We start from the raw sequence: 26,301 nt of genomic DNA, 5'->3' as shown, positions 1-26,301 counted from the left end.
TTTCCCTATGAGTATCGTGTGCTTCACGTGCTTGCGGCCAATCCTTGCGTAACGGTCCTAACGGCAGCTGATCGCAAATCACACTGTCAAAAACATGTGCACACGTCCTATCCTCCCGCTACGGTCCTCACCGCCTGCCAGCGGTCTATCTCCTCCCGCGACAGTCCTCACCACCTGTAAGCCGCCTTCCCTACTTATACCACCGGCCCAGAATGATCTCCAAATCCTTGGTCAAATGGTTCATCAATGAAATGACTTTTCCGTATTCCATCCGGGTAGGACCCAGAATTCCAATCGACCCCAAAGGCTGGCCGCCAATCGAATACGTAGCTGTAATGAGCGAGCAGTCCCGGATGGCTTGCACACTGTTCTCTGCGCCGATTTTCACCTGCAGCCCCTCGCTTTCGCCCGAGACCAGCTGCAGGAGCTGCGTCGTTTCATTAAAGATGTCAAGAATGCTTTTCACCTTATCGACGTCCCGGAATTCCGGCTGGATCATCATGTTCGTAGCTCCGCTCACATAAATGCGGTCGTGGGCGTCGTCCGGCTCAAGCACGCTCTCGATAAGCGAAAGCATCTGCTCGTAGCCCTGCACGTATTTGCTTAGCTCCTGTGAAATTTCATTATATAGCTTCGACTTGAAATGCAGCAAAGACACATTCGCAAGCCGGGAATTTAAAATATTGACCACCTTCTGGATCTCATCCACCGAGACGTTGTCGGGGATTTCAACCGTCTTGTTCTCGACCCGCCCGGTGTTCGTCACCAGAATGGCAACGGCGCTGCGCTCGTTCAAAGGCACAATCTGCAGATGCTTCAAAGTCGTCGTGAACACTTCGGGACCCAGGACGATTGAAGTATAGTTGGTGAGATTGGACATGATGGTCGACGCCTGCTGGAACACTTCCTCGATCTCCTGCATTTTTTGGGCCAGAAAAAGCTTGATCACATCCATTTCATGACCCGTCAGCTTGCTGAAAGGCATCAAATGGTCCACATAATAACGGTACCCTTTATTGGAAGGGACGCGGCCGGCGGAAGTATGGGGCTGCTCGAGAAAGCCCATCTCCTCCAGGTCGGACATTTCGTTGCGGATCGTTGCGGGAGAGAACCCGACATTCGCTTTTTTGGAAATGCTTCGGGAGCCTACCGGTTCCGCCGAACGAATATAATCATCAATGATAGCGTTCAAAATCATCTGCTGGCGTTCAGTTAACATGGCCTGCCCTCCGCTCCTTTGGCTGAATTTGTCCTCTCTCGTCCGGTCGTTAGCACTCCTGTCTTATGAGTGCTAAACCATAATACAAAAATAACAGACCCTAAGGTCTGTTGTCAAGTCAATCCAGCCGCTTCAGGACGGCGATTTCATCGCAGCAGAGCTGCTTCGGACAGTTCACGCAATCCTTCCAGACCTTCTCCGGAAAAATCTCCTTCGGCACCACATGAAACCCGTTTTTCTGGAAAAATTTCACTTCATATGTCAACGCCATCACCTTGGGAATATTCCTGTTCTTCGCTTCGTCCACCAGGTGTGCCACAATCGATTTGCCGATGCCTAACCCTTTATATCCCTCTGTCACGCCCAGAGATCGAATCTCGACCAAATCCTCTCCTAACCGGGTGAGCGACCCGCAGCCGACCAGCCGTTCGTCGACCTCGGCAACGACAAAATCGTCAATCTGCTCGTTCAGCATGGACCTGCTGCGTGGCAGCATAATCCCTTGGGCTGCATAGCCCTGAATAATGTCATATAAAGTTTCCACATCTTCCCGCGTCGCCTTGCGGCAAGTAACCGTCATGATCGCACTCCCACCGTTCACTGCAAAATCGAATCCGCCGGCAGCGGAGCTGTCCAAAAAAGGATTCATGTATAAATATACATCAATTTGTATAAAATGCAATAGGTTCTCGCAAATCTTTCCTATTCCGCATCAAGGAACGCCCCGAACACCTCATTGCCGAAAAGCACTCCCCGCTCCGACAGCCTGTACCCTTCCGCCGTTTCCTCTAGCAGCCCCATGTTCAACTGCCTCTTCAGCACATTGCCAAATGCTTCCTCCAAAGACATCCCGAACTGAGAGGCAAAATCGCTCCTTCGCACGCCCCGCAGCATCCGAAGGCCTACCATCATAAAATCCTCCATCGCTTCCTGACGGGTAACCTCAAAGCTCTCCATCCGGGGCAGCCCTTTTCCGGCCGCTTCGATGAAGGCCCCTACTCCCTTGACGTTTACATGGCGGCGTCCAAGCATATACCCGTGCGCACCCGCGCCGAGGCCGTAGTACGGCTGATTGCGCCAGTACATCATGTTATGGCGGCTTTCATAGCCGGGCCTGGCAAAGTTGCTGATTTCATACTGCCCGCAGCCTGCGGCCCGCAAAGTATTCATTATAAGGTGGAACATGTTCACTTCCTCTTCCTCGTCCGGCAGCGGAAGCTGATTCTTATGGTACAGCGTATGGAACAGCGTGTTCTCCTCAACTTTCAGCGAGTAGATCGAATAGTGCTTCAGGCCGAGCGCCAGCGCTTTGTCCAAAGTGTCGCGCATAATCTCCACCGTCTGCCCAGGCAGCCCGAACATCAGGTCGATCGACATATTGTCAAAGCCTGCCTTGCGCGCGTTTTCCAGGGAACGGTACACATCATCCGTATTATGGATCCGGCCGATCCGCTCGAGCAGCCCGTTGTCAAAAGACTGGACCCCGAACGAAATCCGGTTTACTCCGCCTTCCCTCATCGCAGCGAGCTTTTCCTGGTCTGTTGTGCCCGGGTTCGCTTCCATCGAAAATTCAAGGTTCGGGTCGCTTGACGGGAAGTAGGTCCTCACCATTTTCAGAAAAATCTCCATCTGGTCCGGGAGCAGAACAGTAGGCGTACCTCCTCCGACAAAAATCGTTTCCACATGAGCGGGAGGAAGCTGCTTCACCGTATTCTCCATCTCTTTTTCCAGAGCGAAGAGATAATCCATCACCGGCTGGCCTTTCAGCACAAAAGAGTTAAAATCGCAGTAATGGCATTTGTTCGTGCAAAAAGGGATGTGAATGTACACGGCGCTCGGCTTCACCCGGTGAATATGCGCCCGTTCCGCTTTCGCATCACTCAGTACTGTATTCGTAAAATCTTTTTTTGTCATTGCCTATTCCTTCTTTCCCGCATGGACTTCCCGGTGCTTGTGTTGGCCCCGTATGTCAAAAGCAGGAGCACGCGGCCCCTGCCTTCATTCACTATTTATCGTCAATTCTCAGTACAGCCATAAAAGCTTCCTGAGGCACTTCCACGCTGCCGACCTGCTTCATCCGCTTCTTTCCTTCCTTTTGCTTATCCAGCAGCTTCCGCTTCCGGGATATGTCGCCGCCGTAGCATTTGGCCAGGACGTTCTTGCGCATCGCTTTTACGGTTTCCCTTGCCACGACTTTCTGCCCGATGGAGGCCTGGACAGGCACTTCGAACATTTGGCGCGGAATCAGGTCCTTCAGCTTCTCGCAAATCAAGCGGCCCCGGTTGTAAGCACGGTCCCTGTGCACGATGAAGGACAAGGCGTCGACCTGTTCGCCGTTCAGCAAAATGTCCATTTTGACCAGATTGGACCGTTTGTAGCCGGACAGCTCGTAATCGAACGAAGCGTAGCCTTTGGTGCTCGATTTCAGCTGGTCGAAAAAGTCGTAGACGATCTCGGAAAGCGGAATGTCGTAAGTCAAAGTGACGCGGTTTGCATCCAGATATTCCATGTTGATAAATTCGCCGCGCTTGCCTTGGCAGAGCTCCATAATCGTGCCCACAAAATCGTTCGGCACAATAATGGCAGCTTTCACGTAAGGCTCCTCAATGTACTCGATCTTCTGTACGTCCGGCATGTTCGACGGGTTGTCGATAAGCAGCTCCTCGCCGTTAGTCAGCTTGACCTTGAAAATAACGCTCGGCGCAGTCGTGATCAACGGAATGTTGAATTCCCGTTCGATCCGTTCCTGGATAATCTCCATATGGAGCAGTCCGAGGAACCCGCAGCGGAAACCGAATCCCAGCGCTGTCGAGGTCTCCGGCTCGTAAGTCAGAGACGCGTCGTTCAGCTCCAACTTCTCCAGCGCCTCCCGCAAATCGTTGTAATCCGACGTTTCAATCGGGTACAGTCCGCAGAAGACCATCGGATTGATTTTGCGGTAACCGGGCAAAGCTTCGGCAGCCGGATTCTTCGCGTCCGTCACCGTATCTCCGACCCGTGTGTCTCCCACATTCTTCACCCCGGCCACGATAAAACCGACGTCACCGACCTCAAGCGCATCGACGATGCCCATTCTAGGCTTGAACGCTCCGACCTCAATCACTTCAAAAACAGCACCGGTCGCCATAAACTTGATCTTGGAGCCCGCTTTGATCGATCCGTCCACTACCCGTACGTATACGATAACACCCTTATACGGGTCGTAATGCGAATCGAAAATCAGCGCTTTCAAAGGTTGGTCCGGATCTCCCTGCGGAGCGGGCACTTTAGCGCAGACCTGCTCGAGAATTTCCTTGATCCCGATGCCGGCCTTTGCGGAGGCGAGCACCGCTTCACTGGCGTCGAGGCCGATGACCTCCTCGATCTCCTGCTTGACTCTTTCCGGATCCGCGCTCGGAAGGTCGATCTTGTTGATGACCGGCAGAATCTCGAGGTTGTTGTCGAGTGCCAGATATACATTCGCCAGCGTCTGGGCTTCGATTCCCTGCGCCGCATCGACAACCAGCAGCGCGCCTTCGCAGGCCGCAAGGCTTCGCGATACTTCATAGGTGAAGTCGACGTGCCCCGGGGTATCGATCAGGTTGAGAATATATTCCTCGCCGTTATCGGCCTTATAGTTCAAACGCACCGCCTGCAGCTTGATCGTAATGCCGCGTTCCCGCTCCAGATCCATCTGGTCGAGCACCTGGTCCTGCATTTCGCGCGACGTCAAAGCGCCGGTAAATTCCAGGATCCGGTCCGCCAGAGTGGACTTCCCATGGTCGATATGGGCGATGATGCAGAAGTTTCTTATTTTCTTTTGACGTTCACGAATATCCGCCATGCTTATGGATTACCCCCTGAAAGCTTGAATCACACTGTTATACAGCCAGCTCGTGCAAAATAGCATAATTTTAATTATAACAGTTGGATGGCAAGGCTTCAATTCCTGCAAGGATATTCCCTTTTTCCTGCATGGTGTCCGAGCACCGCCGTGCAGCGCCGCGACACGCGCCTGGAGGCGCGGTCAATTGATTAGGGCGTCGAACAGCGATACGACGATACGGATGACGTGGTAGGACAAAATCTGCAACAGATCCCCGATCTTGTTGCCCGTGCGGTTCACCGCCGATTCGCCCGGATCCTCCGCGCGCTGCGGCTCGGGCTTTTTGGCCGCTTCGGCTTTCGCGGCTTCGGCTTTTGCAGCCTCGGCTTTCGCGGCTTCAGCTATTGCGGCTTCGGCCTTGACGGCCGCGGCAGCCTGGCTGGAGCCTTTGGAGGCTGCGTCCGCATTTGGGCCGGCAAAAACAGACTGCGACCGGGCTTTGGCCCTCTCCACAGCGGCGAATGGGCCCTGGACATTTTCCATCCCCTTGGTCGCAATATCCACTCCAAAGAAAATACAGAAACTGACGAGCAGAATCAACAGGATCCCATGAACGTAAAAGCGCGGCATCTTCCTACTCTCCTTCAGGCGGCCCAAGCTCGGGTAGAGCAAGCCGCATTATTTTCCAACCATTGGCCGGGCTTGTTGTCTGCCTGCACTCGCTCGGCTGACTGCCTAGTTGTTCACTTTCCGGCAGCTCAGCCGGCTTCGCATCTCGTCGCACGGCATCCGCTTTCTCCGGCTAATTCGCCGACTTCACGGTTCCCTGCCCGGCGTCGACTTTCTCGGCGTTCATGATCACCTTGGCCACTGCGGAAGCCAGCACATCTGCCGTGCGGTAGCATTCCTCCAACGAATTGTACGGCCCACCAATCTCAATAAGGATGCTGTTGGGCGAGAACGACTGGTTGTACTCCCCATTTCCTTGGGACGTTTTAGCGTATATGCCTTTGGAAATTCCGCTATGCTTCGCTTCCAGAGCTTCATGAATCTGGCTGGCGAACGCTTCGTTCTTTTTCCAGTTCGGATTCTTGCCCCCCACAATGAAATAGACCTGCGCATAATCTTTGCCGTCTATAGTGACTGTGGTTTTGCTCCTTTCCTGCGAATCTCGGTGGATATCAAAATAAAACTTCAAATCCGGGTGGGCAGCGACAGCCTCCTGCAGCGTTTTTTTGGAGTAGCTGTAAGACAGCGGGTATTTGAAATTTTCGATTGCGGCGTAATTCGTTTTGGACTGGACGGTACCTATCCCTTCTTTTTCCAGCGATTGGGCAAGCCGGAGTCCTACGTCGGTCACATTTACATCGGAGGAGTAGGCGCTGTCCGGGTCTTTGATTCCTTTGAGCTCGGGCAGAAAAGATTCCCGGTTATGTGTCGAATAAATAAAAGCGATGTTCTTTCCCGCGGATTTGGGAGGCTGCGCCTGGGTCTGCGTGTCTGGCGCGGGTACGGGTTTTGGCGGTTCGGCCGGTGCCGTTGCAGGAGTGGTAGTCTGTGAACCGCCGGTGACGGACTGCTTTTTTGGGATGTAGTAGTCTTCCGGAGTGTCGTTGCCGGAGTTTTTGGGCTGAAGCAGCACCGTCGTTTTCTCGCTTCCCGGGAGCTCGCGGGCCACCAGTGTCCTAGGGTCTTTCGGGTTCGTGTCGGTAAGCATCCGAAAAGCCAAATTGAACACATTGCGCTGGGAGAAAGTGAAGCTCTTCTTGTCCGACTGCAGGTGAGGCATTTCCATGCTCATCATGTCGAAAAAAAACTGGTTCGATACCGAAGCGGCGAGCCCTTTCATCGAAGAGACGGGAGCGCTGCGGGAACTATGGCCTTGGATGTATCCTATGAGGCCGAGTGCGAGAATAAAGAGAAAGGTGCTTATCGAAAGCACGACAAAGGTCCGGCTAAGGGAGCGCAAGGCATTGGCTACGCGTGTGATGCGGCTGACATTAATGGTTACTGCCGTCCATTTCATGATTACGATTTCCTCCTTCGGCGGGCGCGAATTCTGGCAGGATGGAGATCCCGGCGGGTTGGTCCGGCTCTCATCTAGTAATCAATCTATGAACTTTCGGCATTAGCTAGAACAGTATATTGAAACTTTCTGATAGATTTCTTTTCCCATCGATAGAAGCAGGGACTGACGGCGGGGTGAGCAGGGGATACGCCACTCAACGCAGGACTGGGATGCTCCGTTGGCCGTTGGAGACAGGGCATCGACACAGTGAGCATGTTAGAGCACTGGAAATACCGGGAAAATATGCTGATATTTGCTCAGTTTGATTGCCTTCCTATCTATATAAATCGAGAAGATCCCTGGTACGCAAAAATATCGCTGGAATTGGGGGACATCCCTGGAACTGACTCGATGCTGCATGACATAACTTCTGGGGTAACGCTGGGGCTAGGATGCTGCAATTTTCCCGCCCACCAAAAAAGCTGCCGCAAAGGACAGCTCCGCTTAATGCGTATATGCGGAGACGTTGTCGACGTCGACCGCTTCATGCAGTGCGGCATTCAGACCGCTGGCGATAATATTCGAGATGTCTTCGATGAACTGGTCGATTTCCTTGGGCGTCACGAGCAGATCGTGGCCCAACGGGTCCAACACTTCTTTGACCAGCGCGAGCCGCTCTTCTTCCCGCATCGAATCGAGCAGGCCAAGGATACGGTCCGTGTGCCTGGTTTCCTGCCGGAAGTGGTTTTGCATCATTTCAAAGCTGTTGCTGACGATCGTGGATGCATATACCACCGTCGGCACGCCGATAGCTATCACGGGGATGCCGAAAATTTCTTTCGTTATCCCTTTGCGCTTATTGCCGATGCCCGAACCGGGATGAATGCCTGTATCGGCAATTTGGATGGTCGTATTCACTCTTTCGAGCGCCTTCGAAGCCAGCGCATCCACCGCAATAATAAAGTCAGGTCTGGACTTCTCAACAATCCCCTGTACGATTTCGCTGCTCTCGATTCCTGTGATGCCGAGAACGCCTGGGGCTACTGCGCTGACCGGGCGGTAGCCGGGCGCCACCCGTTCCGGCATCAGCTCGAAATAATGGCGGGTGACCATAATATTCTCGACAACAATCGGCCCCAGCGCATCGGGAGTTACGTTCCAGTTGCCCAGACCAATCACCAGCGCCTTGGCTTCTGGAGGAATGTTCAGCTGAATAAGAAACTTTTCAAATTCCTGCGCGAACCTTGTAGCCACTTTGTTCTGCAGCCCGGTGTCCTTAGTCCGTATTCCGGGAACCTCAAAAGTAAGATAGCTGCCCGGCATTTTGCCTATTCTTCTCGCGCCTTCGTCGCTCCTGATCGATATTTTGGTGACTTTAATGCCCTCTTGCTCGTCAACGTCCGTATGTACGCCGGGAATCTCTTCTCCATTAGGCGACGCCAGTTCCCGCGCTTCGAGCGCAAGGTCGGTCCTCACGGAGTAGCGGCTTAAATCCAGTTCCATCGAAAAAACCCCTTTCTCCACTTATTTACTTATTGTGCGAAGGAAAGGAATTCCTTATTCAAAGAGGGACAATGGGTGTGCTATTGATTTTTGCATATTCGCATGGTAGAATACATAAAGTTGTGAAAAAAGAAACGTTGAACGGGAATGACCTTTTTACCTGCGTTTATGCAAACAACGTCTTCTGTGTACGTTCCATGTTTAGGAGGTGAACTTCATGCCAAACATTAAATCCGCGATCAAGAGAGTGAAAGTCAGCGAAAAGCGTCGTCTGCGCAACGCTTCCCAAAAGTCTGCTCTTCGTACAGCTGTAAAATCTTTCGAGACTGCTGCAGCAGGCAATGATGTGGAAACCGCCAAAGCGGCCCTCATCGCTGCAAGCAAGAAGCTGGACAAAGCTGCAACCAAAGGATTAATTCATAAAAATGCGGCTGCCCGCAAAAAATCCCGTCTGGCTAAACAGCTCAACACATTGAACGCTTAATACTTAACGGATAGAATCGATGAGTCCTTGACGAGGACACTGATGTTCGTTGGAGGTAACTGGAAACTGCCGAGAAATTGACGGCAGTTTCTTCTTTTTGTGCCCATATTTCATCGGATTGCCGAGCTGAAACGTGACGGGCTACATAGGCATAACGTACTTTTTTCCGCTAAAGCTATATTTCCCGGAAATTTGCCATGTATAAAGGAGTAGCGTTCCGCTATATCATGCTCATTGTAGGTAAACAGCATGAAAAAGCTGCTTCCGATGAACTTAGCGGAATACCGTTCCTTTATTTTTCTCGGCGCAGGCGAAATCTGGCTGCGGTGGATTTTTGTGTTTACAGCAGCTTCTTACACTCGTTTCGACGGGGTGTGGCCACCTCTGGTGAAACACCGCAAAGCGCTCCTGAGAAGCGCACCGCAGACAAAGCTTCTTCACACGGTGGGTATTACTCAACCTGCCAGACGAAGCAGGAACGCTGAAGCGCGCCCCACACAAAGCTTCTTCACACAGTGAGCATTATTCAACCTGCCAGTCGAAGAAGGAACATCTCGAGGCCGGCCACCTTATCGGTCTGTCCGGTTTTCATTCCGTAATCGAGATCCGCAATCTGGCTCAGAATCGTATAAAGCTTGTCCATTGTATACCTACCGCCCTGCGCCGCGGCCACCTTTACCCCATAAGGATGCACTCCCAGTTGGGATGCGATCTGCTGGTGCGAATAGCTCTGCGACAGCAGCTCCTTCACCTGCAGAATGATGCGGAACTGCCGAGCTATGAGGCTGACGATTTTGATCGGTTCTTCCTTCTGCTTCAGCAGGTCGTGGAATATACCGAACGCCCGGGTTAGGTTCATCTGCACGATATCCTCGATGAGAATAAACACATTCTGCTCCGTGCTGCGAACGACCAGATCATCGATCAGCCCGGGCGTAAGACGGCCGTTTTCTCCCACATATAGAAAGCATTTATCAAGCTCGCCGGCCAAAATCTGCAGACTGCCCCCAGTATACAGAATGATTTGTTCGACAGCTTCATCCGTCATCTCGACGTGTGCCTGATCGGCTTGCACTTTGACCCAATGGGTGAGCTGGTTCGGAGTCAGTGACAGAAAAGGAACGGTGGCATCAGCTTCCTTCAGCGATTTCACGATTTTTTTGCGCTCGTCCAGCTTCTCCGCATCCACCGTGAAAATGATGACGGAATAGTCGACAGGGGCTTTAAGATACTCAGCCAGTTTGTCGATCCGGTGCTCGACCTTGCTGGTATCCTTGGATCCCGTGAAAAACGCTGCCCCGCTCGCGATTACGATTTTGCGCGATACCAGAAAAGGCAGCGTCTCCGCATCCTCGATGACACCTTCCAGTGAGGTCTCCGCCAAATCATATCGGACCACGGCCATATCCTTCTGCTCCGGCTCAACCAGCGCCCCGCATACCGATTCGACAAACTGCCGCATGGTATATTTTTCGGGCCCGTAGCACAAATAAACCGGGGCAACCTTCCCCTTCCCAATCTCCTTCAATACGCTCTTGTAATCCATCCGCAGCTTCAAACCCCTTTATGTGAACTAACCCTTGTACTATACAAATTCCATATATCTACTTTGCCAATTTGTATCCTGTCAATTTCGACTCACCGATTCCTGTCTTCCCGATTTCAATTTACCGATTTCAATCTGACCGATTTCAATCTTGCCAATTACCATGCTGCCAACTTCTATCTTACCAAGGATGAAGAGAATTCGTCAAAGAACAAGCTGCCGTCAATGAAGCAGGCTTGGAAAAGATTAGCGGATTTTAAGTTAGCGTCAGGCAAAGGAGGCTTATGTATCTGACGACCCTTTCCGGGGCGGCATATATTAGCTACGAATAAACCTGAATTGAGGTGACGGTATAACATGCGGGCACGATTAGTACGAGGGAAATTAATAAAAGAAAAAGCTATGCAGAAGCATCGGGTTCTCCGGCGCCACTTGCCCGAAACCCACCCATTCAACACGGCAGTTCTGGCAAAGATGATGAAGCGTTATCGCCTGTTGTTTATCAAGCCTGACAAAGGAAAACAAGGCTACGGGATCGTCAGGTTGAGAAAGCTTCACAAACGAAAAGTGGAACTTTCATGGGACTTGCGGCACAGAATCGTCCACAAACAATCCGTGAGGCAGACTTTGCAAAAAATACTCCGTCCCAAAGGCAACTATCTGATCCAACAAGGCCTCCATTTAGCCAAATATAAAGATCGGCTTATCGATATCCGAGTATACATGCAGAAACCGAATTCCGACTGGCTGATTTCTGGTAAAGTTGTCCGGGTTGGGGCCGCACGGAGGTTTGTCACCAATTACCATCAAGGAGGAAAGCCGAAAACCCTGAAGACCGTGCTGGGTTCCATTTATAAAGATCAACCTGATACGGTGAAAACCATCATTCGTTCCATTGATAACACTTCCACCATCACAGCGAAGGTGCTGGATCGAAATTTTCCGGGAATCCGCCAATTGGGCATTGATATTGCAGTGGATACGGACGGGCGCATCTGGATTATCGAAGCCAATACAAGTCCGGCCTTCTTGACGTTTAAACACCTAAAGAACAAAACCATGTACCATCGCATTCTGAAAAGGTTTCGGTATATCCGTTCCAAATACCGGTGAGCAAGAAGCAAAGAAAAAAATCCAACGGAGGTGCAGAAGACCGTTATGAACATTTCCATCATTGACGCCGAGAATATCAGGCCGCTCCAGGAATGGGTCATCGTGTTGACCGACGAGGAGAGAGACGGGATTGGCCGGATTATTTCCCGGCTCCCACTGTTGGATGTGCGATCCATTGACGATGATACGCTAACGTTGATTCAGTTAGCCGGGCAGCAGCTGACCGAGCGGCTTGTGAAGGCGTTGATCAGTTTCCGCCGGACCCCCAATCCCTATGGCACCTTGTTAATCCGAAACTTGCCCACTGATCCGCAATTGCCTCCCACCCCCTTGGACGGCAGGTTTTGCGCTGAAAAGCATTCTTTTTTCAGTGAATATTGTCTGCTTCTGTTGATGCTGTATTTGGGCGACCCTATCTCTTATGAAGATGAGAAGGAAGGACTGCTCATCCAGAACATCTGTCCGGTGAAAGGCCATGAAAGCCGTCAGGAAAATACAAGCTCCAATTTTTTGAACTTCCACACAGAAGACGGGTTTCACCCGTACCCTCCGGATTATCTTGCGTTGACGGGACTGCGGCCGGACCATGAGAAAGCGGCCAAGACGCTGACGACTTCTATCCGTACCGCTTTGCACCATCTCCCGGGCACCTGCATTTCCTTGTTAAGGCAGCCATTGTACCGCCTCCGCCCTTCTTCATCTTTTCAGATCAACAAGGAAGGGGATTATTCGGTCCAAATGCCCGTTCTGTATGGCAGTTTACTGGAACCGGATATGTGCATCCATTTTACCTCGATGGAAGCGGAGACAGTCGACGCCCTATGGGCTTTGAACACCTTGAAACAGGCGCTGCTCAAGAATGTAGCGGCTTTCCATATACTGCCCGGCGATATGCTGATCATGGACAACAGGATGGCAGCGCATGCCAGAACCTTGTTCAAGCCCCAGTTTGACGGGAGCGACCGCTGGCTGCAGCGGATGTTTGCAATCGTTGATTTCAGGCGGTCGAGCTTCAGCCGCGGAAAGCACAAGCATGTCTGTTCGCCTCTCAGCGTGGAATATTCCAAATAAACTCTATTCGGCAAAGCAAAGGGACCTTATCTTTAAGATAAGGCCCCTTTGCTGCAATTTGATCGAAGTTTGCCTCTCAGCGAGACATCCATCTATATTAACACCGGGAGAAAGGCTCTAGAAACCTTCTTGCCCAGTGGTCTTACGGCATCACCGCGGGGCGGCGACCAGCGTTCCCTTTACTTTACTATACGGCGGACGGCTGCGAAGTGTGCTTGGCGTTTGAAAAAAATCAGGAAATTCTCGCTTCGGTATGCTTTTGCATGTCGATCATGAAAATCCGGGTCGCGGAATCCGAAGTTATAATATAGTACAGCTTAAAATCGTCCGTCCACAGGGATAAAGATACTTTTTCGCCGGCCGACCATTGAAATTTGGAAGAGTACAGTACGAAACCATCCTTGTTTTTGATCAATACCTTCTGGTTCTCCACCGCACCTACATAAAAGCCGTATGGAGAGATCAGTACCGGCTTTGCCGGTTCGGACTGCGAATTGGCCTGGAGCTGCGAACGGTAGGCCGGCGAGGCCAGATCCTTCACGCTGTTAGGCTCCGGCGGTGCTGCCTTCAATGACTGCGGTTCGTCCAAATTATTGAGAGTCTTAGGCGCGATTTCCTTGGAGCCCGCGGAAGGCCTGCCTTGGGCGGTTGCCGGCTCCTGCAGCCCTTGTGCCGGTCCCGCCGCGGCATCGCCCGAATCTCCCGCCGATTGCGTCAGCGGCCTCGACGCCCCTGTTCTCCCGGCAGCTCCTTGGTCGGCCGGTTTCGCAGTGCCCTTGGCGTCCCGTTTGCCGCTATCCGCAGCCGGCGTCCTGCCGCCCTCGGCAGCTGCGGACTTATCCGCTGCAGGAGGGTCGTTCGGTGCCGAACCGATGCCTGACTCGGCGGCAACCGCATTTTCCTGCTCATTGCTCTGCGCTGCCGGTGCTCCGGCACCTGCTGCTTGATTGGATTCAGAGTTTATCCGGACCCCGTCATCCGGTTTGTCCTTACTATGGGAGTCGGCCGACCCGCTCGCTGCGCTGTTGGCGGAACCCGTCAGTTTCGAAGCTTCTTGGGCACTAAAACCGTCCGGCCCCGCCCGTCCGATAATAAAGATACCGAATACGATTCCGGCGGCCACGACTGCGCCCGCTATTTTCCAGGAAATGGATCCCATCCATCTTTGGTGCCACGGCAGCGATGCGGTCGCGCTGTACGCATTTTGGCCGGAAATGCTATCCAAAGCCTCTAATTGAGGCATAATCGAGTCTACTATACTGAATGGCGGCACTACTTTCGGAAGTTCCTCCATATCCCGGGACAGTCGCTGAAGCCGTTCATACAGCTCCGTGCATTCGGGGCACTGCTGCATATGCCGGATCATGGCCAGATGCTCTGAATCCTGAATATCCTGATCCAGATTTCTGTTCATCAGCTCTATCACCTCTTCACAAGTCATCCCCTCACCCCACCTTTCTGATGATCTTGCAGCTTCAACTGTAACTGCTGCCTCCCTCTGAACAAATAAGACTTCACGGTGTTAATGGGCAGATTCAGCGATTCAGCAATCTCCGTATATGAAAAATCCTGAAGATAACGGAGAACAACCACAGCTCGGTGATGGTCAGGCAGGCCTTGTATCGCTTCTTTTATATCTTTAGCCAAAAAAGAGGACATGATCTCATCCTCGACATCCCTCGGCGCGGCAAATATATCATGCTGATCCAAAGAAACCGCCGGCTTATTCTTGCGGAATTTATCTATGCACAGATTGGTCACAATGCGCTGCACCCAGGTCTTAAAGAGAGCTTTTTCCTCGTAAGAGTTGATCTTTGTATATACTTTTATTAAAGCCTCCTGGGCGGCATCCATCGCATCTTGCTCGTGGCCAAGAAAATAGTATGCCGTTCTATAGACGTCCGTTTCAATTTCCCGCAAAAGGGTAATTAGAGCGTCGCGATCGCCCTTTTGAGCAGCTCTGATCAGTTCTTGCGCTACCACTGGGATCCCCCTCTCTTGCACACTCATAGACGGCCTTCAGGCGAAAAATGTTGCTGTTTTATGTAATCTTTTTAAAATTTAATAGTGTTAATAGAATACCAAAAATAAGAGCGACGGTACATACGTGCGATAAACCTGCGGCATTCAAGGCTGGCGGCCGTTTCTAACCTTTGACATCATCCATCCCCCTTGCAAAATTTGTCAACCGTTACTGCTCTACTATATCAAAAAAACCGGCACCCAGGACGGACAATCTGAAAGGAAGCACTGAGCAGTCATGGACCTGTACTATTTCTTTATTGAAAGACGTAAAATTTAAATAAAAAAGGAGTATAATAGAAACAAAAGCGAAAAGGAGGTAAAAAACCATGTACCCGCACAGTTATTCCGGTTCGAGAATTACGATGGGACGCATCTTTCCAGCCCTGTTTTTTAGCTTGATGTTCGCTGCCGCAGGACTGTATGCCGGTCAATATGTACCCCCGGCGTTATTTTTACCGCTCGTGGTCGTCGAACTGGTGATGATCATCGCCGCCGCCTTCATCCGCCGCAGCAGGAGGGTAGGTTACGGTTTTTTGTATGCATTCACGGTGATCTCCGGCATAACCTTATACCCGGCCATCTCGCATTATGTGTCTGCTATGGGCGCTTCCTTGGTGCTGCAGGCGTTTATCGTCACCGTGATCGCCTATGGCGGAGCGGCTCTGTACGCGACCTTCTCCAAAGCGGATTTCAGCTATCTGGGCGGTTTCCTTTTTATTGGGATGCTGGCGTTACTCGGTATGGGAATCGTCAATCTGTTTGTACCGTTCTCCACGGGAGCCCAGTGGGTTTACACATTGCTCGGGATTTTGATTTTTATAGGCTATACGTTATTTGACATATCTCGTGTCACCCGGCATGGCGTTTCGGAAGAAGAAATTCCTTTTATCGTATTGTCTTTGTATTTAAATTTCGTGAATCTGTTCTTGTTTATTTTGAGGCTGTTCGGGTTGAACCTGAAAAGGGATTAAAAAACCGGATAAACGAGCCAAAAGGCCCCTCCTTCGCGCGCCATCGGCAAGGAGGGGCTTTTTCACATTCTTCCTATCAACAACGACAGAAGACCTGCGGCAATCAGCGGACCGACGGGAACCCCGCGGAATAGAGCCACTCCCAGTATCGTCCCGATGAGCAAGCCCGTAGTCACCGTAGGCTGACTCGACATGAGTGAAGCTCCGCGGCCGCCCAGATAAGCGACCAAAATGCCGATCAGAACGGCAAGCAGCGATTTCCACTGAAGAAAGGATTGGCCTAACTCGTGCACACTGATTTTGCCGCTGGCGAGCGGAGCCATAATGCCGACGGTCAGGATGATGATCCCCAGCGTAAGACCGTGCTTTTCCAGCCAAGGAAAAAATTGATGCAGATTGGCGGATCTTAGCAGCAGCAGAAAGACCACGGCTATGGTAATGGACGCGTTGTGGCTCAATACGCCAAGCGCCGCGAACAGAAGCAGGATTAATGAAGCCGTATCGATGTTCGTCATAGGGGATTTCTCCTTAACCTTATTAAATAATCGCCTGTGCCAGCAGCTCGTAAGACCGCACCCGGCTCTCGTAATCGCCAAGCAGGGTGACCGCAAGAAACTCTTCGACGCCAAAAGCACTGCTGAATTCCTCCAGTCTTTACTTCACCTGCTGCGGATCGCCAATAATGGTCTTTTTGCCGGAAAAGGGGCTATTATCTTCTTCCCGCTCTTCCGGCTTGAAAAACGGATTTCCGGAGGAAGCCAGCCGGACCGCCTCTTCCTCTGTTTCTGCGCACACAATGCTTACAGCAATCATCATACGCGGCTCGGCGGTAAGAGGCGAGGGCGCGAACCCGCTTCTGTAGGAGTCCAGTACCTCCTCTCCATTCTTGTCGCTCATAAAATGCCCGAACACATAGCCCGTCCCGAACTGCGACGCGTAAGCGGCGCTTTTGAGATTGGTCCCAAGCATCCACACTTCCGGAGGGATCGGAGGAATCGGCCGCGCCAAGACAGGCTGGCCCTCCAGCTCGTAGCTATTGGCCAATAACTTCAACAGAGCCTGAAGCGAATCCGGCAGGTTTTTCACATTTTCCAGAAAATTGCCGCTGAGTGCCATACTAATATGGGCCGACCCGCCAGGGGCGCGGCCCATCCCCAAATCGATCCGCCCGGGATACAGGGAGGCCAGCAGATGAAACGATTCCGCAACCTTGACCGGCTTGTAATGCGGCAGCAGCACCGCACCCGACCCGAGGCGGATCCGCTCCGTGTGCGCGCCGATGTGGGCAAGCAGCACCTCCGGTGAAGTGCAGGCCAGTCCCGGCATATCGTGATGTTCCGCCACCCAATAGCGGGTATAGCCCAATCTTTCAGCCACTTGCGCCAGCCGGACCGCTTGCTGCAAAGCGGCGGAAGAGCCCGCTCCCTCGAGCACCGGAACAAGATCCAACACGCTTAGCTTCACGCTTGATCAACTCTTCTCTCTATGGAATTATCCCCCAAATGACGTCGCCGCAATCCATTTCTATTAATACCATACTTCTTCGCTTTTGTCCTCACAAGCTGCTTACTTCCACTATAGCAGGTTGCCTTCCGGTGATATAATGAAAAGGATTTCACTACTTTTTTTATTCCAGAAACTGCTATACAATTTAATATGTTCATCACAAAGCGAATCCTCATAGAGAACAGGTGCAGACCAAATCCAATAGGAAATCGGGAGGATGGAACATGAAGTCTACTTATTTGGGAAAATCCGGGCTTAAGGTAAGCCGGTTATGTTTGGGAACGATGAATTTCGGACCGGAGACCGAGGAAAAGGAAGCGTTTAGAATTATGGATGCCGCACTGGATGCGGGGATCAATTTTTTTGATACGGCAAACGTCTATGGCGGAAAAGAGCAAAACGGACGCACGGAAGAAATTATCGGACGTTGGTTCCAGCAGGGCGGAGGCCGCAGGGAGAAGGTTGTCCTGGCTACGAAAGTGTATGGAGATATGAATGACGCGAGTGACGGTCCGAATGCCGAAAGAGGATTGTCCGCTTATAAAATCAGGAGGCATCTCGAAGCTTCGCTCAAACGGCTGCAAACAGACCATATCGAGCTGTATCAAATGCATCACGTAGACCGTAACGTGAGCTGGGACGAGCTGTGGGGCGCGTTCGAGTCCATGGTGAATCAGGGCAAAGTCGGCTATATCGGCTCCAGCAACTTTGCGGGCTGGCATATTGCTGTTGCCCAAGCGGAAGCCAAAGCCCGTCATTTCCTTGGCCTTGTATCCGAGCAGCATCTGTATAATTTGACGGCAAGGCTGCCTGAACTGGAAGTGCTGCCTGCCGCGGAAAAACTCGGCCTTGGCGTCATTCCGTGGAGTCCGCTGGCGGGAGGGCTGCTCGGCCGCAACGCCTTGGCCGGTTCGGGCGCCCGGAGTGCACGTTCCGCCGAGCGGATCGAGAAGCACCGCAGCCAATTGGAGAGATTCGCTGGAGTGTGCAAGGAAATCGGCGAGAAAGAAGACGTCGTCGCCTTGGCATGGGTACTCTCCCATCCGGCCGTCACTGCGCCGATCATCGGACCGAGAACGATCGAGCAGCTGCAGGATTCGCTCCGCGTACCGGAAGTCACGCTTAGCGAAGATACGCTGAAGCAGCTGGACGAGATTTTTCCCGGACCTGGAAAACCCGCTCCTGAGGCCTATGCTTGGTAATCGATTGAAATCTAAGAACCCAAGGGACAACGTTCCCTTGGGTTCTTCTTACGCACGCATACCGTTCCGTTTCCAGGCAATTCTAACCACAGGAGGTGACAATAATGACAGGACGAGACAACAAACCTGATAATGACGGTTCCGCCAGCAACCCGTCTCGGTTGGATCAATTCGGAGACCGGCTTGCTTCCCGGAATGAAGAGGAATTTCTTTCGGCAGCTGAGCAGACATGCGAATCTGAAGACACAGACCGTTAAACCGAATTCTATCAACTGCCTCGCAGGAAAATAAATCCACCTGATAAAAAGTGGATTTATTTTTATTTCATAATATATTCATTGTTTACAATTTCTCATGCAACTTTGCTATAATGACTTAATATGACTATAGACGATAGGGATGGAAGAAAACCAAATGGCATTCGGGATCGACAGAGAAGAACTGACGCAGTGGAAGGACACAGTGACAAAGGGGGAAATCGCGTTTTTGACACACTATTGGCTGGACAAAAGGTTTCCCGGCATCAACACTGTGACAAAAGTCGGCTGCTCGGACCTGGGAAGGCTTTCCCAGTGGTGTGTCTCAAATGGCCTGGACCCCAAGTACATCCACAACCGCCGTCCATTCCCCCATTTTGACCTGATCGGTCCAAAACAAAAGGAAATCCTCATCAAAGAACAATTGTGGGAGCAGCTGCGCAGGTTTAAACTGGTCTAACCCTATTTGTATCTCCCGTATTGCTTGGCAATGGAAAGAATTCGTTTGTACACTCTTTTATCCTTCATCCACTTTATCGGATAAATTTGCGGTCTCGTATTCACTTCCAGAATCCATGTTCTTCCATTCCTATCCAAAGCCACGTCCACACCCAGCTCCCTGAATCCCTTTTTATGACGGTCAAAATTTTGCCCAATGGTGACTCCCAGCCGCTTCAGTGTTCTTTCCCTACGTTTGATCAAGGCGTCTTTAAATCCTGATTTTGACATTGTTGTATGAAAATAGCCAAGTTTACCGCCTTGATGATAGTTTGTAGTGACCTTCTTTGGCTTTCCGATTTTGGTGATAATAGCCGTGCTTACCCATCTTCCCTTATTCGTCTTCTGTACCATGACTCGAGTGTCGAACGGTTTTCCGTCCGTTCTGGCCAGTTGGATTCCCTGCTGGAGCAGAAAGGATCTTCCTTTGGAAAAACGATGCAGCTTCTGGTATAATCCAACCACGGTTGACAAGTGAGATTTTGTTGAATTCAATTGGGTTTGGTATCCTCGCGCTTGTCTCTTGATACGGATGATATCAACACCGCAAGTACCATCCGAAGGCTTAAAATAGATTGTGGAATAAGAGGAAAGCATCGATTTCAAGTTCTTTCTGTTGAACAGCATAGTTCGGGGCACATATTTGCTTAAATTCCTGTGCTTTATGAGCCATTTGGTTTTAACCCATTTGCTTTTCAATCTAGTACTGCTGTACCTGGCCATGAAACACCTCCCGTTTCTTTAAACATACGTAATGCTGCGGGAGCTTGTCACCGCATTTGCCTAAGCAAACCGGGATCCCTGTGATAACCTCCGAAATCATTCCAGCTTCGTTCTTGTTTCTATCCCGCTTCCGGTCACCCTCATCTGCACCCCGCCCTGCCGGTCCGTCCGAAATAGAGCCGCGCCATGCTTCTGAAGCCGATCCACCACTCCCTGACTTGGGTGCCCATAGGAGTTTTTTTCCCCGACGGATATCACGGCCGCAGCCGGATTCCAATATCGGAGCCACTCTTCAGTAGTTGAAGTTTTGGAGCCGTGGTGGGCTACTTTCAAAACATCTATACGGTGTTTAGCAGCAGCGGGTACAGGAGAAGCCACATCGGCGGTAACCCCGGCTTTTTCCCCTAACCCCCTCAAGAGCTCCATCTCCGCAGGTTTTTCCATATCACCAGTGAACAGAAATTTGCTTCCTTTCATTCCCAACAGAAACACGAGCGAAACATTATTTTGTTGATTCAGCGGCTTAATGCCGCCTTTCCCTTCTAACGGATAATAAAAATCAAGCACCGTCTCCGCGCCTTCAGCAAGCCGTATTCCTTTGCCTGCAGGCAGAAGCGGAATCCGCTTGTTCACAGCCGCAGTAAACAGTTTTTCAACGGGGGGAGAAGATTTCAGCGTGCCGTTAAAGACGAACCTGGTCACAGGAAACGTTTGGAGTACAGCCTGCAGCCCTCCCGCATGGTCGTTGTCCTCATGAGTGAGAATGACAGTGTCCAACCTGTGTATGCCGCGCTTTTTCAGCAAAGGTACCACGAGCTTGCGGCCTGCTTCATACGGATCCTTCCTTTGCTTCCACTCCTCGCCGGGCTTGCGGAATACCTGTGTGCCGCCGCCGTCAACAAGAATATGCCTGCCTTCCGGCGTCCGAATGAGTATGCAGTCCCCTTGCCCGACGTCAATAAATTCAACCGTTCCATCCGTATTCCACCGGTCCGGAGTATAGCCGTAAAACAGCAGCAGAAATGTGCACGACACAGAAACCGGCAGCAGCCAGGCACTGAAAAATCGCGACTCCCGGTCACAACCGGCGTAGATTAAGTATATAAAAACATAATACAGCGCGATCCACAAAACAGTGGGTGCAGGCCAAATGGAGGTAAACTCAGTCCAGCCGCTCAGCCGCTCCACGGCGTAGAATATGCCGGAATTCACCTGAGCGACGGCCCATCCCAGCCATTGGCCAACGGTGACGGAAACAAAACCTGTGAGCAGAGCCGCGGTTCCGGCAGGCAGAACAGCCGCGCTGAAAACGGGCACAAACAGCAGATTGGCGGGCAGTGAAAGCAGAGAGAAAGAGTTAAAATAATAAATCGTAATCGGAAAAGAAAGCAGCTGCGCCACAATCGTAACGGATAAAGCCCCGTTCAACGTGCGGTTGGCTACGGGCAGCAGCCTGCTCATCCTGGGGACGCCGATAATAATGCCGACGGTGACCAAGTAGGAGAGCTGGAACGAGATGTCCAGCCAATAGTAAGGATTCCAGACCAGCATCAGCAAAGCTACTGCGGCAGCGATACGGAGCACATCCTTCATCAACCCGCGCCTGGCCAAATAAAGCCCGAGCATAGCCATGATGCCAGCCCTGACGATCGATGGAGAGCCCCCTGTCAACGCAATATAAAACGGTATCGAGCAGATGGCAATCATCATATTGGTTTCTTTGGTCGCCCCCAGCCGACGTGCCACCCACATGAGAGAGCCGACAAACACCGCAACATTGAGCCCGGAGACCGCAAGAATATGGGTTAGACCTAACCGGGAAAACCGGTCAAACAGCGCGGGCTCCACTTCATCCTGCATGCCCAGAAGCATGCTCTTCATAAAGCCCCCCTGCTCCTTGGGGAATACCTGCTCCGTTTTCGCCGCCAAAAGGGTCCTGAAATCGTCATTCCATCTAAGCAGCCGGTTAGAGGAGAAGCTGTCTGAAGACTGGGAAGCTTTCACCTCCTGAGCGCCATTGACGGATAACGTCCAATGAATGCCCTTCAGCCTCAAGTAGCCCCTATAGTCAAAACCGCCAAAATTCCGCGCTTCGGAAGGAAGCTTCAGAGTACCGCCCACCACGGCTTGATCACCTCTTCCCCACTGCGCAGCTAGGGAAACCTCATCCTGGATAAGCAGGCGCACCGAAACCTGTACTTTTTCGTTTAGAGAGTGCATCGATGTCCCGCCCACGCCGGCAGATGTTACCTTCATCACGAACGACGCTTTATCGCCGTCTACACCGACCGGCGAGTCAATTGTGCCTTTTAACTGAACCGGGCTTTCATTGATACTGTTCGCTGCTCCGAAAACGGCGGTAAGCCGGGAAAAGTTGCGGCCGTCATACCAACGGTAGTACAGCAGCGAACTGGCAATGATCATCAAGCTGAGCGACAGGAACAGCAGCCTGCGGTTCATACGGTGACCGATAACAGCCATCAAAGCCGAGAATGCGAAAAAACTCCATGCCCAAATCCAGGGAACATATGCTGCAGCTGCATAACCGCACAACCAAAGAACCGCAGCGCTTACGATGGAAAGATTACGCAATGCAAAGAACCCCCTTTCTTCACGAAAAGAGGTTCTTCCTTCTTTATCCGCATCTAATGGAATTATATAGTATTCACAACATCCGTGCCAGCAGGCGGGCTGTAGCCCACAAGACTTCGGAACTTCATGCCCTTCTGCTCCATCAAGGCCATTACTTTATCGTTGTCTTTCAGATAAGGCCGGTGGTAGACAATTTCCCGGATCCCGCTGTTTGCGAGCATATTGGCGCATGTCCAGCAGGGCTGATCGGTGACATAGACGACAGAGCCTTCGCGGTCCTCTCGGTCGGTAAAAAGAAGCAGATTCTGCTCGGCATGAATGGTACGGATGCATCTCTGCTTCTTCACAATCTCCTCATGGCCGCCTCTGTGTACGATCTCGAATTCCTCCGCAATCATGCAGCCGGCTTCCAAGCAGTCGGGAACTCCCATTGGAGCTCCGTTGTAGGCCGAACCCAGAAGCTTTTTGCCCTGCACCAGCACCGCGCCTACGTGCCTTCGGCCGCATTGGGAGCGAGTGGAAGCCATATAGGCGATATCCATGAAGTAGGTGTCCCAGTCTTTGCGCTGTGTCATGACGAGTCTCCTTTGTGTAAGGAAGGTTTTGTCGAGTCATTTCATTGCTGGCTTGCTTCTATCGCTTGCTTCAAATCAAAAATAATATCGTCAATAGCTTCCGTGCCGATCGATAAACGGATCATGCCCGGCGATACACCGGCTGCGGTCTGCTCGTCTTCCGAAAGCTGCTGGTGCGTCGTGCTGGCCGGATGGATAATCAGCGATTTGGAATCGCCGACATTCGCCAAATGCGAGAACAGCTTCACGGAGTCGATCACTTTGCGTCCCGCTTCCAATCCGCCTTTGATGCCGAACGTCAGGATCGCTCCCTGCCCCTTGGGCATGTATTTCTGTCCCAGCTCAAAACTCGGATGGCTTTCCAGCCCGGCATAATTGACCCATTCCACGGCTTCGTGCCCTTCCAGAAAACGGGCCGTTGCAAGAGCATTGGAGCAGTGCCGTTCCATTCTTAAATGCAGCGTCTCCAGGCCTTGAAGCAGCAGAAACGAGTTAAAAGGCGAAATGGACGCCCCCATATCCCTTAACAGCTGCACGCGGGTTTTTATAATATAAGCGATGGGCCCGACAGCCTCCGTATACACGACGCCATGATAGCTCGGATCTGGCTCGACGAGGCCGGGGAATTTACCCGACGCCTTCCAGTCAAAAACGCCTCCGTCTACGATCACACCGCCAATGGAGGTCCCATGCCCGCCGATAAATTTGGTTGCGGAATGGACCACAATATCCGCTCCGTGCTCAATCGGGCGGCACAAATAGGGGCTTGGGAAGGTGTTGTCCACGATGAGCGGGATGCCGTTCTCATGCGCGATGGCGGCAACGGCGGCAATGTCGAGAACATCCCCCCGAGGGTTGCCGATCGTCTCCGCGTATACCGCTTTCGTCTTCTCATTGATGGCTGAGCGGAAATTTTCGGGATTGCTGGAATCCGCGAATCTCACCGTAATCCCAAGCTTGGGCAGCGTCGTGGAGAACAAATTATACGTACCGCCGTACAAGCTGGATGCGGACACAATTTCGTCTCCGGCACCGGCTATGTTCAGGATGGAATAAGTAATGGCAGCCTGGCCCGAGGCGGCAGCGAGCGCTGCCGGAGCGCCTTCCAAAGCGGCGACCCTTTTCTCGAACACGTCCGTCGTGGGATTCATCAAACGGGTGTAGATGTTGCCGAACTCTTTTAAAGCAAACAGATTGGCCGCATGGTCCGTGTCCCGGAACCCGTAAGATGTGGTCTGGTACAAAGGCACTGCCCTCGACAACGTCGTCGGATCAATTTCCTGTCCGGCGTGCACCGCCAAGGTTTCAAACGACAATTTGCGATCTTCTCCCATTCTGCAATCCTCCCATAACCGGTATATTAGATTGACAAAAGTAAAAATTTTATGTATCGAATACCCAGACAATTTCCATTGTCGCACATTTTTCCGAAAATTTAAAGGTACCGGACAGGTGTTTATGGTTCATTTCTTAAGGCTGTGCTACGGTTATAAAAGGGAGCAGCTTTTCCAGCATTTTGTCGCCGATGCCTTTCACTTCTTTCAGGTCTTCCACGTTGTGGAGCGGGCCGGCTTTAAGCCTGTATTCCACAATCGCTTTCGCTTTGCTTTCGCCGATGCCGGGCAGCTCCTGCAGCTGTTCCACGGTCGCCGTGTTCAGGTTCAGCTTGCGCCTTGGCGCCTCTTTGTTCTTGCTCAAGGGATGATAAGCTTGCTTATCTCCAAGGTAAGGCGGATTACGCACATTTTTCTGTGAATGCTGCGGGAGTTCTGTTTCTTGGGGGTTTGCGCTTCCTTCTGCGGTAACAGGATCCCCAATGACTTCCAGGCTGGCAGATTGGCGATCTTCACCTTGCCCGGCTTGCGGATACCCTGCTTCTGCGCGTTGTTCGGTCTGCGGTTGTCGGGCGCGTTGCACGGGCGGCTGCTTGCCAGTGGCATCTCGACCGTCTGCTGCGGCGGCTTTCGAATTTGTCCCGGCTTGCGTTTCCTCCTTGGCCCCTGCCGGTCCATTCGAATTCTCCAGCAGCTGTTTCATTTCCTGGTTGACGGATTTCCATCCTTTTTCGGGTTTCTCATGTCCCCAGACGCTGAAGCCCACACAACCGGCCAAAACAACCGCAGGCACAACTGCCGGCAGAATCAGTTTCCATTTTAAAGTCAAATTATTATTCTCCTCCTCATATGTTCAGTTTGTTAAAGCTGGTGCTGTGTTTGCTCCTTTTTTCAGCAAGGGTTAGGAATGGAGTGTCCCCTGCAGTCATATAGTTGAAAGAACATAGTTCGGGATTTTCCCGCAAGCAAAAGTATAAAGGAGGGATCATAATGAAGGTCGGATTTATCGGCACGGGCAGCATGGGCAGTATATTGATCGAAGCCTTCATCCAGTCCGGGGCTTTGAACCCCGAGGACATTATTGCAAGCAACAGGACTGCAAGCAAAGTGGAGCGTCTGGCTGCGGCCTATCCGGGCTTACGGACAGCCCCCTCGAATATAGAGATTGTGCCCCAGAGTGGCATCATTTTCCTTTGCGTAAAGCCGGTCGAATATAAAAATGTGCTGGACGAAATCCGCAGCGTTGTGCAGCCGTCCCAAATCGTCATCTCCATTACGAGCCCCGTCTTGATCGAACAGCTGGAGGACCAGCTTCCCTGTAAAATTGTCAAAATGATCCCAAGCATCACCAATTTCGTATTAAGCGGAGCGACCTTATGCATCCACGGCAGCCGGATGTCTGCCAAGGATATCGACCGGGTAGAGAACCTGCTCGGGTATATCAGCGCGCCGATCCGAATTGCGGAGCAGAACACCAGGATCAGTTCCGACCTGTCAAGCTGCGGTCCCGCTTTTCTCGCTTTCTTCCTGCAAAAATTCATCAGCGCAGCCGTGGAAGAAACCGGCATAAGCTATGAAGAAGCGACCCAGCTTGCCAGTGAGATGATCCTCGGAACAGGCAAACTGCTTACAACCGGAGGCTTTACCCCCGCCGCGCTGATGAGGCGTGTCGCCGTGCCCGGCGGCATTACAGCGGAAGGTCTCCGTATGATGGAGCATGAGCTTGACGGGGTTTTTAACCAGCTCGTACGCGCCACACACGCTAAATATGATGAAGAACTGGAAAAAGTGCGGATTAAGCTGTACGGCCATGAAACTAACCCCGCAAAGTAAAGCCTGCCCGGCAACAGAAAAGGGCCTAATTATTAC

At 51.8% G+C, this 26,301-nt stretch carries 26 protein-coding genes; 9 read left to right on the top strand and 17 right to left on the bottom strand.

Translation table 11 applies throughout. The features are described from left to right. Nucleotides 1–190: 190 nt before the first annotated feature. From hrcA to gpr, 7 genes are all read right to left on the bottom strand, one after another. Complete coding sequence (hrcA, locus tag ACZ5N7_RS02255) at nucleotides 191–1,219, bottom strand: heat-inducible transcriptional repressor HrcA (protein WP_464657021.1); 1,029 nt, start codon at nucleotides 1,217–1,219, stop codon at nucleotides 191–193. Nucleotides 1,220–1,337: 118 nt separating this feature from the next. Next, nucleotides 1,338–1,799, bottom strand: coding sequence for an N-acetyltransferase (locus tag ACZ5N7_RS02250; protein ID WP_464659112.1), 462 nt, complete (start codon nucleotides 1,797–1,799; stop codon nucleotides 1,338–1,340). Between the two features lie 122 nt (nucleotides 1,800–1,921). Beyond that, nucleotides 1,922–3,133, bottom strand: coding sequence for a radical SAM family heme chaperone HemW (hemW, locus tag ACZ5N7_RS02245; protein WP_464657019.1), 1,212 nt, complete (start codon nucleotides 3,131–3,133; stop codon nucleotides 1,922–1,924). Between the two features lie 91 nt (nucleotides 3,134–3,224). Further along, entirely contained in the window at nucleotides 3,225–5,042 is a 1,818-nt protein-coding gene (lepA, locus tag ACZ5N7_RS02240; RefSeq protein ID WP_464657017.1) for a translation elongation factor 4, read from the bottom strand. 183 nt (nucleotides 5,043–5,225) lie between these two features. Next, nucleotides 5,226–5,654, bottom strand: a complete 429-nt coding sequence (locus ACZ5N7_RS02235) for a DUF3679 domain-containing protein (protein WP_464657015.1) — start codon at nucleotides 5,652–5,654, stop codon at nucleotides 5,226–5,228. A 172-nt stretch (nucleotides 5,655–5,826) separates the two neighbouring features. After that, the gene (gene spoIIP / locus ACZ5N7_RS02230; RefSeq protein WP_464657013.1) at nucleotides 5,827–7,050 is read right to left on the bottom strand and encodes a stage II sporulation protein P; all 1,224 of its coding nucleotides are present in this window, start codon (nucleotides 7,048–7,050) and stop codon (nucleotides 5,827–5,829) included. Nucleotides 7,051–7,536: 486 nt separating this feature from the next. Further along, on the bottom strand, nucleotides 7,537–8,535 hold the full coding sequence (gene gpr, locus ACZ5N7_RS02225) for a GPR endopeptidase (RefSeq protein WP_464657011.1): 999 nt from the start codon (nucleotides 8,533–8,535) through the stop codon (nucleotides 7,537–7,539). 217 nt (nucleotides 8,536–8,752) lie between these two features. Between gpr and rpsT the strand changes: the two genes are divergently transcribed. Both rpsT and ACZ5N7_RS02215 read left to right on the top strand, forming a co-directional pair. Continuing rightward, the gene (rpsT, locus tag ACZ5N7_RS02220; protein WP_464657009.1) at nucleotides 8,753–9,019 is read left to right on the top strand and encodes a 30S ribosomal protein S20; all 267 of its coding nucleotides are present in this window, start codon (nucleotides 8,753–8,755) and stop codon (nucleotides 9,017–9,019) included. Nucleotides 9,020–9,268: 249 nt separating this feature from the next. Next, nucleotides 9,269–9,538, top strand: a complete 270-nt coding sequence (locus ACZ5N7_RS02215) for a hypothetical protein (RefSeq protein WP_464657007.1) — start codon at nucleotides 9,269–9,271, stop codon at nucleotides 9,536–9,538. 7 nt (nucleotides 9,539–9,545) lie between these two features. On the opposite strand, the gene holA is transcribed toward ACZ5N7_RS02215, so the two are convergent. After that, nucleotides 9,546–10,565, bottom strand: coding sequence for a DNA polymerase III subunit delta (gene holA, locus ACZ5N7_RS02210; protein ID WP_464657005.1), 1,020 nt, complete (start codon nucleotides 10,563–10,565; stop codon nucleotides 9,546–9,548). 357 nt (nucleotides 10,566–10,922) lie between these two features. Here holA and ACZ5N7_RS02205 point away from each other — a divergent pair, with 357 nt between their 5' ends. After that, nucleotides 10,923–11,678, top strand: a complete 756-nt coding sequence (locus tag ACZ5N7_RS02205) for a YheC/YheD family protein (RefSeq protein ID WP_464657003.1) — start codon at nucleotides 10,923–10,925, stop codon at nucleotides 11,676–11,678. Nucleotides 11,679–11,723: 45 nt separating this feature from the next. After that, nucleotides 11,724–12,749: a TauD/TfdA family dioxygenase gene (locus ACZ5N7_RS02200; protein WP_464657001.1), complete on the top strand. Its 1,026-nt coding sequence runs from the start codon at nucleotides 11,724–11,726 to the stop codon at nucleotides 12,747–12,749. A gap of 232 nt (nucleotides 12,750–12,981) precedes the next feature. Here the strand turns inward: ACZ5N7_RS02200 and ACZ5N7_RS02195 are convergent, their stop codons facing one another. After that, nucleotides 12,982–14,190 carry an anti-sigma factor gene (locus ACZ5N7_RS02195; RefSeq protein WP_464656999.1) on the bottom strand — a complete coding sequence of 403 codons (1,209 nt, stop codon included), beginning with the start codon at nucleotides 14,188–14,190 and terminating at the stop codon, nucleotides 12,982–12,984. Next, nucleotides 14,187–14,732 carry an RNA polymerase sigma factor gene (locus ACZ5N7_RS02190; protein ID WP_464656997.1) on the bottom strand — a complete coding sequence of 182 codons (546 nt, stop codon included), beginning with the start codon at nucleotides 14,730–14,732 and terminating at the stop codon, nucleotides 14,187–14,189. Before ACZ5N7_RS02190 ends, ACZ5N7_RS02195 begins: the two co-directional genes overlap by 4 nt. 368 nt (nucleotides 14,733–15,100) lie before the next feature. Here ACZ5N7_RS02190 and ACZ5N7_RS02185 point away from each other — a divergent pair, with 368 nt between their 5' ends. Beyond that, nucleotides 15,101–15,745, top strand: a complete 645-nt coding sequence (locus ACZ5N7_RS02185; protein ID WP_464656995.1) for a Bax inhibitor-1/YccA family protein — start codon at nucleotides 15,101–15,103, stop codon at nucleotides 15,743–15,745. 62 nt (nucleotides 15,746–15,807) lie between these two features. Here ACZ5N7_RS02185 and ACZ5N7_RS02180 read toward each other — a convergent pair whose 3' ends face one another. Together ACZ5N7_RS02180 and ACZ5N7_RS02175 are read right to left on the bottom strand one after the other, a co-directional pair. Further along, nucleotides 15,808–16,251, bottom strand: a complete 444-nt coding sequence (locus ACZ5N7_RS02180) for a DUF441 domain-containing protein (RefSeq protein WP_464659111.1) — start codon at nucleotides 16,249–16,251, stop codon at nucleotides 15,808–15,810. Nucleotides 16,252–16,399: 148 nt separating this feature from the next. Beyond that, the gene (locus ACZ5N7_RS02175) at nucleotides 16,400–17,209 is read right to left on the bottom strand and encodes an MsnO8 family LLM class oxidoreductase (protein ID WP_464656993.1); all 810 of its coding nucleotides are present in this window, start codon (nucleotides 17,207–17,209) and stop codon (nucleotides 16,400–16,402) included. Between the two features lie 266 nt (nucleotides 17,210–17,475). Between ACZ5N7_RS02175 and ACZ5N7_RS02170 the strand changes: the two genes are divergently transcribed. From ACZ5N7_RS02170 to ACZ5N7_RS02160, 3 genes are all read left to right on the top strand, one after another. Continuing rightward, nucleotides 17,476–18,453: an aldo/keto reductase gene (locus ACZ5N7_RS02170; RefSeq protein ID WP_464656991.1), complete on the top strand. Its 978-nt coding sequence runs from the start codon at nucleotides 17,476–17,478 to the stop codon at nucleotides 18,451–18,453. 104 nt (nucleotides 18,454–18,557) lie between these two features. After that, the gene (locus ACZ5N7_RS02165) at nucleotides 18,558–18,710 is read left to right on the top strand and encodes a hypothetical protein (RefSeq protein ID WP_464656989.1); all 153 of its coding nucleotides are present in this window, start codon (nucleotides 18,558–18,560) and stop codon (nucleotides 18,708–18,710) included. 157 nt (nucleotides 18,711–18,867) lie between these two features. Continuing rightward, nucleotides 18,868–19,170 carry a hypothetical protein gene (locus ACZ5N7_RS02160; protein ID WP_464656987.1) on the top strand — a complete coding sequence of 101 codons (303 nt, stop codon included), beginning with the start codon at nucleotides 18,868–18,870 and terminating at the stop codon, nucleotides 19,168–19,170. Between the two features lie 2 nt (nucleotides 19,171–19,172). Here ACZ5N7_RS02160 and ACZ5N7_RS02155 read toward each other — a convergent pair whose 3' ends face one another. The 5 genes from ACZ5N7_RS02155 to ACZ5N7_RS02135 all read right to left on the bottom strand — a co-directional run bounded on the left by ACZ5N7_RS02155 (nucleotide 19,173) and on the right by ACZ5N7_RS02135 (nucleotide 25,261). Beyond that, nucleotides 19,173–19,931 (bottom strand): YheC/YheD family protein, encoded by a 759-nt coding sequence (locus tag ACZ5N7_RS02155; protein ID WP_464656985.1) that lies wholly within the window; start codon nucleotides 19,929–19,931, stop codon nucleotides 19,173–19,175. A gap of 96 nt (nucleotides 19,932–20,027) precedes the next feature. Beyond that, nucleotides 20,028–22,523, bottom strand: coding sequence for a DNA internalization-related competence protein ComEC/Rec2 (locus ACZ5N7_RS02150; RefSeq protein ID WP_464656983.1), 2,496 nt, complete (start codon nucleotides 22,521–22,523; stop codon nucleotides 20,028–20,030). Between the two features lie 62 nt (nucleotides 22,524–22,585). Further along, entirely contained in the window at nucleotides 22,586–23,098 is a 513-nt protein-coding gene (locus ACZ5N7_RS02145) for a deoxycytidylate deaminase (RefSeq protein ID WP_464656982.1), read from the bottom strand. Nucleotides 23,099–23,139: 41 nt separating this feature from the next. Next, complete coding sequence (locus ACZ5N7_RS02140) at nucleotides 23,140–24,432, bottom strand: homocysteine synthase (protein ID WP_464656980.1); 1,293 nt, start codon at nucleotides 24,430–24,432, stop codon at nucleotides 23,140–23,142. Nucleotides 24,433–24,568: 136 nt separating this feature from the next. Next, nucleotides 24,569–25,261: a ComEA family DNA-binding protein gene (locus tag ACZ5N7_RS02135; protein WP_464656979.1), complete on the bottom strand. Its 693-nt coding sequence runs from the start codon at nucleotides 25,259–25,261 to the stop codon at nucleotides 24,569–24,571. A 161-nt stretch (nucleotides 25,262–25,422) separates the two neighbouring features. On the opposite strand from ACZ5N7_RS02135, the gene comER reads away from it, so the two are divergent. Beyond that, nucleotides 25,423–26,265: a late competence protein ComER gene (gene comER, locus ACZ5N7_RS02130; protein WP_464656977.1), complete on the top strand. Its 843-nt coding sequence runs from the start codon at nucleotides 25,423–25,425 to the stop codon at nucleotides 26,263–26,265. The last annotated feature ends 36 nt before the right edge of the window (nucleotides 26,266–26,301 follow it).

The sequence above is a fragment of the Paenibacillus sp. JCM 18996 genome (assembly GCF_055392555.1).
The sequence above is the reverse complement of the archived record's forward strand: the minus strand, read 5'-3'. Positions and strand labels throughout refer to the sequence as shown.

Bases quoted from the DNA above. Each gene is read 5' to 3' on its own strand.
- rpsT (WP_464657009.1), top strand. From the start codon at position 8,753: ATGCCAAACATTAAATCCGCGATCAAGAGAGTGAAAGTCAGCGAAAAG.
- ACZ5N7_RS02185 (WP_464656995.1), top strand. From the start codon at position 15,101: ATGTACCCGCACAGTTATTCCGGTTCGAGAATTACGATGGGACGCATC.
- ACZ5N7_RS02205 (WP_464657003.1), top strand. From the start codon at position 10,923: ATGCGGGCACGATTAGTACGAGGGAAATTAATAAAAGAAAAAGCTATG.
- spoIIP (WP_464657013.1), bottom strand. From the start codon at position 7,050: ATGAAATGGACGGCAGTAACCATTAATGTCAGCCGCATCACACGCGTA.
- ACZ5N7_RS02215 (WP_464657007.1), top strand. From the start codon at position 9,269: ATGAAAAAGCTGCTTCCGATGAACTTAGCGGAATACCGTTCCTTTATT.
- holA (WP_464657005.1), bottom strand. From the start codon at position 10,565: ATGGATTACAAGAGCGTATTGAAGGAGATTGGGAAGGGGAAGGTTGCC.
- lepA (WP_464657017.1), bottom strand. From the start codon at position 5,042: ATGGCGGATATTCGTGAACGTCAAAAGAAAATAAGAAACTTCTGCATC.
- ACZ5N7_RS02235 (WP_464657015.1), bottom strand. From the start codon at position 5,654: ATGCCGCGCTTTTACGTTCATGGGATCCTGTTGATTCTGCTCGTCAGT.
- ACZ5N7_RS02145 (WP_464656982.1), bottom strand. From the start codon at position 23,098: ATGACACAGCGCAAAGACTGGGACACCTACTTCATGGATATCGCCTAT.
- ACZ5N7_RS02155 (WP_464656985.1), bottom strand. From the start codon at position 19,931: ATGGCCAGGTACAGCAGTACTAGATTGAAAAGCAAATGGGTTAAAACC.
- hrcA (WP_464657021.1), bottom strand. From the start codon at position 1,219: ATGTTAACTGAACGCCAGCAGATGATTTTGAACGCTATCATTGATGAT.
- ACZ5N7_RS02195 (WP_464656999.1), bottom strand. From the start codon at position 14,190: ATGACTTGTGAAGAGGTGATAGAGCTGATGAACAGAAATCTGGATCAG.
- hemW (WP_464657019.1), bottom strand. From the start codon at position 3,133: ATGACAAAAAAAGATTTTACGAATACAGTACTGAGTGATGCGAAAGCG.
- comER (WP_464656977.1), top strand. From the start codon at position 25,423: ATGAAGGTCGGATTTATCGGCACGGGCAGCATGGGCAGTATATTGATC.
- ACZ5N7_RS02160 (WP_464656987.1), top strand. From the start codon at position 18,868: ATGGCATTCGGGATCGACAGAGAAGAACTGACGCAGTGGAAGGACACA.
- ACZ5N7_RS02140 (WP_464656980.1), bottom strand. From the start codon at position 24,432: ATGGGAGAAGATCGCAAATTGTCGTTTGAAACCTTGGCGGTGCACGCC.
- ACZ5N7_RS02165 (WP_464656989.1), top strand. From the start codon at position 18,558: ATGACAGGACGAGACAACAAACCTGATAATGACGGTTCCGCCAGCAAC.
- ACZ5N7_RS02170 (WP_464656991.1), top strand. From the start codon at position 17,476: ATGAAGTCTACTTATTTGGGAAAATCCGGGCTTAAGGTAAGCCGGTTA.
- ACZ5N7_RS02250 (WP_464659112.1), bottom strand. From the start codon at position 1,799: ATGACGGTTACTTGCCGCAAGGCGACGCGGGAAGATGTGGAAACTTTA.
- ACZ5N7_RS02200 (WP_464657001.1), top strand. From the start codon at position 11,724: ATGAACATTTCCATCATTGACGCCGAGAATATCAGGCCGCTCCAGGAA.
- gpr (WP_464657011.1), bottom strand. From the start codon at position 8,535: ATGGAACTGGATTTAAGCCGCTACTCCGTGAGGACCGACCTTGCGCTC.